This is a genomic window from Paenibacillus sp. 1-18 (genome assembly GCF_000520755.1).
GTDB lineage: Bacteria > Bacillota > Bacilli > Paenibacillales > Paenibacillaceae > Paenibacillus > Paenibacillus brasilensis.
Map to the genome: position 1 here is coordinate 18,372 of NZ_ASSB01000310.1, position 9,343 is coordinate 27,714.

Genomic DNA, 9,343 nt, shown 5'->3' on the forward strand with positions numbered 1-9,343 from the left:
ATATAAATTATTGACGCATTCCTTTAATCCATACGCCTTGCAGATTAAAGTCGGAATCCAGTAACAGGATGTCTGCTTGTTTGCCTGCTTCAAGCGAACCTGTACGATTATGAATGTTCAAGGATTGAGCCGGATTCAGGCTGGCCATTTGTGATGCTTCGGGGATACTCAGGCCCACTTGTTGAACCAGAAAACGAAAGCCTGCAATCATGGTCAGTGTGCTTCCCGCCAATGTGATTTCATCCTCCAATCGTGCCACACCATCCTGCACGATTACTGGCAGGTCACCGATCGTGTAGTGCCCGTCCTTTAGCCCGGTGGCAGACATGGCATCAGTAATTACAATGAGATTATGATTCTGCTTTAGCTTGGCGAGCAGAGATATGGCAGCGGGATGCACATGGATGCCGTCCGCGATGACCTCCGCTTCAATGCGCGGATCAGCTAGTACCGCTCCAACCGCTCCTGGCTTGCGGTGATGCAGCGGAGTCATGGCATTGAACGTATGCACCGCATGGTTCAGGCCCGCCGCCGCTGCCTGCTCTACCTCTTCATACGTGGCATCCGTATGACCCAGTGCTGCGGTAATACCATGACGGCGCAGCCATGCAATCAGTTCCAGCGCGCCTTCCTGTTCGGGCGCAAGTGTCACCTGGCGTACAAGGCCAGGGTAGCGCTGCTCCCATTCTATCATCCACGCGAGATTTGGAGGCACGATGTGTTCCGGGTTTTGTGCTCCGGGCCAGTTCGGGCTAATGAACGGACCCTCCAGATGCACGCCCTCCAGCTGTGCATGGGGCATGGGCTGTGCCATATAGGCGTGAACTTCGCTCAGCACCCGGTCAATTCGTTCCTTGGGTGCGGTCATCGTGGTAGCCAGCATGGCAGTCGTTCCTTGCGAGCCATGAAAGGAGGTGATCGCAGCCAGTACCCTTGGATCGGAGTCCATAAAATCCTCGCCATTACCACCGTGAACATGAATATCAATAAAGCCCGACAGCAGATAGCCGCTTTCCAAACGAACTATATTCATTGCTTCAGTTGTACCATCTGCCTGACTTGTCTTGTCAACTGATGTCCAATCTGCAGGCAAGCTCTCCTCTGAACCAGCATATACAATGGATTGTCCCTTAATGATAACAACCCCTTTTTCAATAATGTCGTTCCCGATAACAACCTGTCCATACAGCAGCTGGGTTATGCTGCCACTCGATTCATCTGAGTTCAATTGAACCATCCTCCTGCTTCCTGATCCAGTAATATAAGCACGTTGGGGTGGCATTGCAGCAGAGAAGCCGGACATTCTGTAGTGATGGGTCCGGTTAAGGCCTGCTTTATAATGTCAGCCTTATCCGCGCCAAAAGCCACCAGTATAATTTGTTTTGCCTTTAAAATCGTGCCTACGCCCATCGTAATGGCTTGCTGGGGTACAGCATCTATATTGCCAAAAAATCGGGCATTTGCCGTCCGCGTTCTTTCTTCCAAATCGACAACATATGTGGACCCAGTCAAGCTGTGACCAGGTTCGTTAAAGCCGATATGACCATTATGACCAATGCCCAGCAATTGAAGATCCACGGGTCCATGATCCAAAATGGCTTGCTCGTGTGCCGCACATTCTGCCGCCAAATCCATTGCATTCCCGTCAGGTACACGTGTATGGGCAATGGGAATGTCAATATGCTGGAACAGGTGTTCATTCATAAAGCTGCGGTAGCTCTGCGGGTGATCCGGGGAAAGGCCGACATATTCATCCAGATTGACAGCGTAGGCTCGTGCAAAGCTGACCTGTCCCTTGCGGTATATATCTGCAAGATGTCGGTAGATGCCAATAGGCGTACTACCGGTAGCCAGACCAAGCATGGCCTGAGGCTTGGTTAACAGCAAGCCGGATATCACAGCGGCGGCAGTAGCGTTCAGGTCTTCACGGCTGTTCAAAATGCGTATGTTCATCTTAGTGACCCCCTGGTTGTTTTTTGAGCTTGCTCACTTGTTGATATGAACCTTCCAATCTCGGAATATATTTGTCAAAATTCGCGCTCACCATACCTGTAAACAGGATATCTATGATATGAAGCTGGGCGATGCGGGACGCCATATCTCCCCGCCGCATTCCTTCCTCCAGCGAAGAGGAAAATAAAGCAATATCCGAAATACCCGCCAGCGTATTATTTCCGAAGGAGGTCAGGGATAGTGTTTTAGCTCCCTGCTCCTTCGCACAGCGCAGAGCTGCGATCGTCTCCTGGGTTTCCCCCGAGTAGGAGACTGCAAAGGCGACATCTCCCGGTCCAAGCGAGGAGGCAGAGGTGATCTGCATATGCGAATCAGCGAAGGCGGTACTGTTTTTGCCAATACGAATGAGCTTCTGGTAAAAGTCTTGTGCCACAATGGAGGATGTCGCCATCCCGTACAAATCAATGCGGCTTGTAGCTGACAGCCACGTAATGGCCTGCTCCAGCTTGGCGAAATCCAGCAGCCGAGTCGTGTCCGCAATAGATGCAGTGTGGTTGGCCTGAATAGCCTGCACGATACGGGAAAGTGAATTTCCGGCAACAATGTCCTGATAGGATTCTTCACCATTACGGTTTGAATGGGACAACTCGGCGGCCAGCTTCATTTTGAAATCAGGATAGCCTTTAAAATGTAATGATTTGCAAAACCGTGTTACGGTCGCTGCACTCACACCACAACGCTCTGACAGTTCCCGAATACCCAGATGCAGCACGTCCTCCGGGGATTGCAGAATGGATTCTGCCAGCCTGCGCTCTTGTACGGGAAGCTGCTCCAGGCTACGGGCTAATGTATGAAGAATGGGTGACATGAGCGGTGCTCCTTTAGCTGTATAATGTTTTTATGAAAAAAAGTATCGTTATATAAAATGAAATAAAGAAAAATATTTTCGTGTATATTGTAAAATAATTATGTCGTTCCTGCAAGAGAAGTGAAGAGAATATTTGCTGTATTTCACATAAAAATAGGCTGCAAAATTTGTGGAAATGATCACACATTAATTTACATATTGCGAGTTTTATTTACAAAACAACCTATTGACTTGTCTCTTCATTGGAGGAGTATAATTGAATAAAGTTCCAGTGAAGGAATATTTCTAGGAGCTTGCAAAGGATATCGTTGGGCAGAACAAACAGAATCTCATTCACAAGGAGGAGTTGCTATGCAAAGCCGAGTGATTGAAATGATCAGCGCGGTCAAGGAAGAACCTGAACTGGTCGGTAAGCTGGATGGACATTCGGATATTATTCATGATGCAGGACTGGATTCGTTGCAGTTGGTTCATTTCATGCTGCAAGTAGAGGATGCGTTTGATGTGGAAATTGATTTTGATTCCTTTGAGCTGGAACATCTGTGCTCGGTAGATGCCTTTTGCAGCTATATACAGGGGATCAGCGAAGCGGAACAAGTACCGCACCCGGAGGGAATAAAGACGGTCTGAGAGGCGGCTTTGGCTTAGGTACACTCTGCCTGAAAATCCATTACACGAGGTGTTAGCATGCAGCCCAAAAGCAATGTGCTGATTGATGAGAAGGCGTTCAAGCTCATCAAGCGTAACCTGAAAAACGCTTCCGTGTCTTATCGTAACGCAACCCAGAACCCTGCCTTCAAAACGGACATGCCCCAGACGATCGGCATTAAGCTGACCAACCGCTGCAACCTGAGATGTACTCACTGCTTTGAATGGAACGAGGAAGGCTATCATCATCAAATGGATAAAGAAGAGCAAAACATGGATCTTGCCCCGGACATGCTTCGGCAAATTTTGAGTGAGACCAAGGAAGCCAAGTCCCGTTTATACATGTGGGGCGGTGAACCGATGTTTCACCGGCGCTTTGATGAAATTTTGGACGTGCTGGCGGAAGACCGGCGCGAAATGACGTTTTGTACGAACGGATTACTCATTGACAAATATTTGGACCGGATTTTGGATTTATCTGAAAATCTGGAACTATTAATAGCGATTGAAGGTTTTGAAAGAGAACACGATCTGATTCGCGGTAAAGACACCTTTCAAAAAACGATGCGGCAGATGGATAAGCTGATTGAACTGCGTGACCAGGGATTGTACAAAGGGCGGGTAACCGTCCATGCGGTCATTAACGATAACATGATCGGACGGATGTACGAATTTCTGCAAATGCTGGAGGACAAACGGCTGGATCTGGTGCTGCTGACGTTCCCCTGGTACATTTCCAAAGAAACCTCCCTCAAAATGGATGAATATTTTACACGCAACTTCTCCTGGCTCCGACAGCTTGAGGAAAATAATATTAGCAGCTGGCATGCTTTCAAATATAAAATCAACCCGGATAACATCGACCCTCTGATGCAGGAGCTGCAGCGGATCAATGAACGGGTATGGAACATTCGTGTGCGCTATCAGCCCGGTTTGGACTATGAGGAGATTGATAAATTTATACATGGCGAGGAAATGGTCAGCCGTTGTTCCAATCAATGCCTGGCACTCACCTCCAGAACGGATATTTTGCCGAATGGAAAGGTTATGCCTTGCAAATTTTTCAGTGAGTTCACGATTGGAAGCTTGCGTGAGCACAGTCTGGAGGAGATATGGAATTCGGATGCGTATGAGAAAACCCGTCAAAAGATTAATCACGAGGGCTTAACGCCTGTATGCTCCAAATGCAGCGTTTTATACCTGCACGGAGCCGGCTCTTTGAAATATATCTAGTGTCCTAAGAATGTTGTTTGTTACGGAATGGAAGAGAGGGATGACAGGACGTGACGACTAAAACGATAAATCTCGTGGAAGCGCTTGCTCATGAACGAGATCATGGTGTACTGATTTGGCTGTTCAATATTGGCGCAGAGCAGGTATGGCATCCGTCTCCCCGCAAGGGGGGGATGGTGGACAAGGATGAACAGCAGGTCGTAAACCGGATGGAGGAAATGAATCTCCTGCTGTGCCGAAGTCAGGATATCATTGTACTTCGCGAAAAGCCGGATGAGGCTTTTCTGGACATGCTTCAGCGATTGGGCTTTAGCCTGCACCGCCTCACCCCTTACCTACAGCCGCTTGTGCGACTTACTCGCGGAGGAAGGATTGCTTTATACACCGGAACGCCCTCAAGGAGTGTTCGTTTATACGGCGGGTACGCTATCCGGTATTCCTGTAAAACGGGGATATGTGAACCGAATATTCACACTTATTTTGGCAGACAGCTGGCAGGAAGCAGAAGCATATGCGCACAAGTTGGAAGGGATTATCGCTGGATTGGGATGCTCATAATTCGGGAGGAATTCAAGATGAAAACAGATGTATACCATGTAGTACCCTTGCTGGAAAAAGTATTAAAGCTGGCTCCGGGCGAGCTTGCACAGTTGGCTCCTGATCAGGACCTGCGAGCTTTGGGGCTGAATTCTCTGTCCGCTGTTGAATTGATTGTAGAGCTGGAAAATGAGCTTGACATTACGATGGAGGACGACGATCTCGTGCTGGAGCACCTATCTACACTGCAAGGCATTGAACGTTTGCTGGGCAAATATGCATAAGGGCGCTGAGAAGACCAGACCTGTGCAGGAATCTGGCTTAGATAGTCGTCCTGATTCCATTGTTGACCACGCTGTTGCAGAAGAAGCCAACGCTCTTCCGGGGAAACATTGTGTATATTCTTCTCTGCGCACTTCATTGCGGCGCTATGGGGTGAACATGGCGGAGTCCGAGCTGTTCATGCTGTGTGGGAGTATGTGCGCGGAGTATAGCGGAGATTTGAAGCGCTTCGGACCTGAGAAATACCCGGAACAGCTGCAAGAAATGGCGGCTAGTGGCGGACCTGTGATTCGGGTGGAGCCGTGGATTGCTGACGTAAGTGATGAAACCGATCTGCTGCGGGTGCTCACCTCAGGTTATGGTACGATGCTGCATACGTCGAGCACCGCCTTAACCTATCACGATGTATATGTGAAAAATTACCCAAGGGGTCATGTGATTGAGCTGTGCGGATTGGACCTGGGAGAGCGGACGGCACAGGTCAATGACAGCTTCCTGCTGGATTCCTCGGGACAGGCTATGACTTACGTGGGACCGGCCCGTCTCGATGATTTGATGCAAGGGATTATTGAGTATGCATGGCTGGTAGAGGAGCCTGCCCGGCTTTCGCCAGGCGAGCTGCATGCTGCGTGTGCATACCATATTCGTCAGTATGTGACCGGGCACGAAGCTGTCTGGAGAGGTGTGCCTTCGCCTGATGAGTCGGGAAATCAGGCCGGAAAGGCCCTGACAGGCAAGCAGGTCAAGCGGGGGGATGCGGGTTACCGGGCATTTGTTGACGACTTCCGCCTGCTGACAGACATGGAGGATCAGGATTTTCGGACGTACTGCCATGAAATCTATTACAATCTGCGATTGGGCAGTGCCCTTCATTTGACGGATTACACGGCTGATTATTGCCTGCTGCATCAAGACACGCTGGGACCTCAAGTACAGCATGTGATTGAATTGGCGCAGTCGTTGTATGCGGATTGGCACAAGCTCAATCTGCATATTTACAAAACAGGTCTCCAACTGCGCAAGCAGCGGATGCCTGAGATTACGGAACGCGCGCTGAGTCTGATTGAAAGACAGCGGCATATGCTGGAGGAATTGATGGTTCTGGCGGAGCAAGCAGCCGATTAGCTCAGGTCGATCGTTCGGTTAAATCGTCATGGCCAGTCGTATCAGGCATGTTCATCAAGGTGTCACGGACAGAGGAAAGAGGAAAGAGGAGGGGAATTCATTGCCGTCCATTACATTGCATCAATTGTCGAAAACGTTTACGTACTACAAAAAGGAGCCGGGCGTGCGCAAATCGTTACAAAACCTGTTCAGGCGGGAAAAGCTGACCAAGAAGGCTGTGCAAGATATCAGCTTCAGCATTGAGGAAGGTGAAATTGTCGGGTTTCTCGGTCCGAACGGGGCGGGCAAAACAACGACGCTCAAAATGCTGTCCGGCATTCTCCATCCCAGTGACGGGGAAGCATCGGTACTCGGTTTTACCCCGTGGAAGCGACAAAAAGAGTTTAAACGTCAGTTTTCCATCGTGATGGGACAGAAAAACCAACTCTGGTGGGATCTGCCTGCCAGTGAGTCATTCGAGCTGAACAAGCTTATTTACGAAATAGATGAAAGGCGTTATAAGGAGGCGTTGGACGAGCTGGTCACCCTGCTTGGTGTAGAGGAGCAGCTTCATGTACAGGTGCGGCGGCTATCTCTCGGTGAACGTATGAAAATGGAGCTGATCGCCGCGCTGCTGCACCGTCCACGGGTTATTTTACTGGACGAGCCGACGATCGGACTGGATCTTGTTTCTCAGCGGCGGATTCGTGAGTTTTTTAAAGCCTATAACCGCGCGCACCGGACGACCATCCTGCTGACAAGCCATTACATGAAGGATATTGAGGATTTATGCAGGAGATCCATCATTATTAGCGGTGGCCAGTTGGTTTATGACGGAGATTTGCACAAGGTGAATGAGGTCATCGGTGCTCGTAAATTGCTCAAGGTTCGACTGGAGACCCCCGTATCTAACCTGACGTTGACGGGACTCGGCAAGCTGCGCTCCAATTCGGAGCTGGAGGCGATATTTGAGCTGGATGCAGAAGATACTTTGACCTGGTCCAAAAAGATTTTGGATGCACTGCCTGTCGTTGATTTTACGATTGAGGATGTCCCGCTGGAAGAGGGGATAGCCAATTTGTATGATGGGGGCAGGCTGGCTGATGCGAAATAACAAATATGTAAAGGTACTCCAGCTTGGCATGCAAAACGAAATGGAATACCGGGCCAATTATTGGCTCCAGATGGCGGGGTTTATGCTGCCGATCATGACGCAAATTTTTCTCTGGCTTGCGGTATTCGGCTCTTCGGGACAGGCAAGAGTGCTGGGCTATTCGCTGCCGGAAATGCTGGTCTATGTAGTCATGGCGGGCGTGACTGGAAAACTGATCGCCACAGGCTTTGAATATGAAATTGCTACAGATATCAAGGAAGACGGATTGGCCAAATTCATGGTGCAGCCTGTGCATTATTTTGCTTACCGTTTTTCCCGATTTATCGGTGGCAAAGCGGTACAATCCGCAGTCGTGCTGCTGGCGGCGGCTATTTTGCTGTTATGTCTCAGTCTGGACGGACATATCAGCTTCAGGCTGTCGTATATTCTGCTTTACATATTGGCGTTGCCGGGAGCGCTTGTGCTCAATTTTGTGGTCTATTACGCGCTGAGCGGCATAGCCTTTTGGGTGACGGAACCGGCAGGGTTATTTTACACGCTGTCGCTTGTCATTTATGTAGCTAGCGGTACCGTATTCCCGCTGACGATTTTTGGAGATGCTTTGGCCCGTCTGTTCAGCTTGCTACCGTTTAGCTACACCGTATTTTTTCCCGTGAACGCGCTAACAGGTAAGCTGACTGTGCTGGAAGCCGCTAAAGGCATTGGTGTGCAATGGCTCTGGATTGCAGTGCTGGCGGCGGTATCGCGCTGGGTGTGGCAGGCTGGGCTCAAACGCTTTATCTCGGTGGGAGGCTAACATAAAAATGTTTTCCGAAACGTTGGACGTTACCTCAGGCTGTACTGGAAATTCATCCAGTTTTCCGTCATGTCACAGATGGAATACCGCATAAATTTTATTACTGCGCTCTGGTTGAAACGGCTTATTTGCTCATCAAGCTGCTGTACGCTTCGGTTCCATACCGGGCAGGGACGGATATTAACGGCTGGACTCCCGATGCGGTGCTGCTATATATCGGCGTATTTACGATGATGAGCGGGTTTTACAGTGGCTTGTTCTACAGTAATTTTACAAGTCTGCCTGACAAAATCCGTACCGGTTCACTGGACGTGCTCATCACCAAGCCGGTGTCGCTGCAATTTATGGTGACACTGCGTCAATTTGAGCTGGGCTACACTGTGCCGAATGTAGTGGGTGGTGGAATTATGACGGGCATCGGCTGGTATCGGCTTGGTTTGCCATTTGATTTGGAAACCGTGGGAGGCTTCGCTGTGCTGCTCGGATGCGGGGTGCTTACGGCCTATTCCGTGTTTTTGCTGCCACAATTGCTGGCCTTTTGGATTATCCGTACGAACGGCGTAACGGAGCTGTCCAACAGCATTTTCGAGACCAACTATGTGCCGATGGCCGTGTATAGCAATCTGATTCAGCGTATCGGTTTGTTTGTGCTTCCGGTGTTTGTCATTTGTAATTTTCCACCCATGTTTATCCTCGGCAAGATGGATATCGGTTTGATCGTATGGGCGTTTCTCGCACCTGTCTGGCTGCTGGCGATCATCCGCTTGATATGGCAGTTTGCACTGCGTGATTATACGAGTGCAAGCCA

At 49.6% G+C, this 9,343-nt stretch carries 9 protein-coding genes and 1 pseudogene; 7 read left to right on the plus strand and 3 right to left on the minus strand.

The window, feature by feature from the left end:
- Nucleotides 1-7 precede the first annotated feature (7 nt).
- From nagA to L693_RS0119560, 3 genes are read right to left on the minus strand one after another with little or no spacing between them, the layout of a single operon-like run.
- Nucleotides 8-1,228 carry an N-acetylglucosamine-6-phosphate deacetylase gene (nagA, locus tag L693_RS0119550; RefSeq protein ID WP_025719275.1) on the minus strand — a complete coding sequence of 407 codons (1,221 nt, stop codon included), beginning with the start codon at nucleotides 1,226-1,228 and terminating at the stop codon, nucleotides 8-10.
- Entirely contained in the window at nucleotides 1,225-1,953 is a 729-nt protein-coding gene (gene nagB / locus L693_RS0119555; protein WP_025719277.1) for a glucosamine-6-phosphate deaminase, read from the minus strand. Before nagB ends, nagA begins: the two co-directional genes overlap by 4 nt.
- Before the next feature lies 1 nt (nucleotide 1,954).
- Complete coding sequence (locus L693_RS0119560; RefSeq protein WP_025719279.1) at nucleotides 1,955-2,821, minus strand: MurR/RpiR family transcriptional regulator; 867 nt, start codon at nucleotides 2,819-2,821, stop codon at nucleotides 1,955-1,957.
- A gap of 351 nt (nucleotides 2,822-3,172) precedes the next feature.
- On the opposite strand from L693_RS0119560, the gene L693_RS0119565 reads away from it, so the two are divergent.
- The 7 genes and pseudogenes from L693_RS0119565 to L693_RS0119595 all read left to right on the plus strand — a co-directional run.
- Nucleotides 3,173-3,451 (plus strand): acyl carrier protein, encoded by a 279-nt coding sequence (locus L693_RS0119565; RefSeq protein ID WP_025719281.1) that lies wholly within the window; start codon nucleotides 3,173-3,175, stop codon nucleotides 3,449-3,451.
- Between the two features lie 57 nt (nucleotides 3,452-3,508).
- A complete protein-coding gene (locus tag L693_RS0119570) occupies nucleotides 3,509-4,702 on the plus strand; it encodes a radical SAM/SPASM domain-containing protein (RefSeq protein WP_025719282.1) in 1,194 nt (397 codons plus the stop codon).
- 575 nt (nucleotides 4,703-5,277) lie between these two features.
- Nucleotides 5,278-5,523 (plus strand): acyl carrier protein, encoded by a 246-nt coding sequence (locus L693_RS0119575; protein WP_025719283.1) that lies wholly within the window; start codon nucleotides 5,278-5,280, stop codon nucleotides 5,521-5,523.
- Nucleotides 5,516-6,646 carry a hypothetical protein gene (locus tag L693_RS0119580; RefSeq protein ID WP_025719285.1) on the plus strand — a complete coding sequence of 377 codons (1,131 nt, stop codon included), beginning with the start codon at nucleotides 5,516-5,518 and terminating at the stop codon, nucleotides 6,644-6,646. Before L693_RS0119575 ends, L693_RS0119580 begins: the two co-directional genes overlap by 8 nt.
- Before the next feature lie 100 nt (nucleotides 6,647-6,746).
- Nucleotides 6,747-7,739 (plus strand): ABC transporter ATP-binding protein, encoded by a 993-nt coding sequence (locus tag L693_RS0119585; RefSeq protein ID WP_025719286.1) that lies wholly within the window; start codon nucleotides 6,747-6,749, stop codon nucleotides 7,737-7,739.
- Nucleotides 7,729-8,535 carry an ABC transporter permease gene (locus L693_RS0119590; protein WP_025719287.1) on the plus strand — a complete coding sequence of 269 codons (807 nt, stop codon included), beginning with the start codon at nucleotides 7,729-7,731 and terminating at the stop codon, nucleotides 8,533-8,535. The genes L693_RS0119585 and L693_RS0119590 overlap by 11 nt, the downstream gene beginning before the upstream one ends.
- Nucleotides 8,536-8,574: 39 nt before the next feature.
- A pseudogene (locus tag L693_RS0119595) lies at nucleotides 8,575-9,343 on the plus strand (ABC transporter permease); the annotation flags it as partial.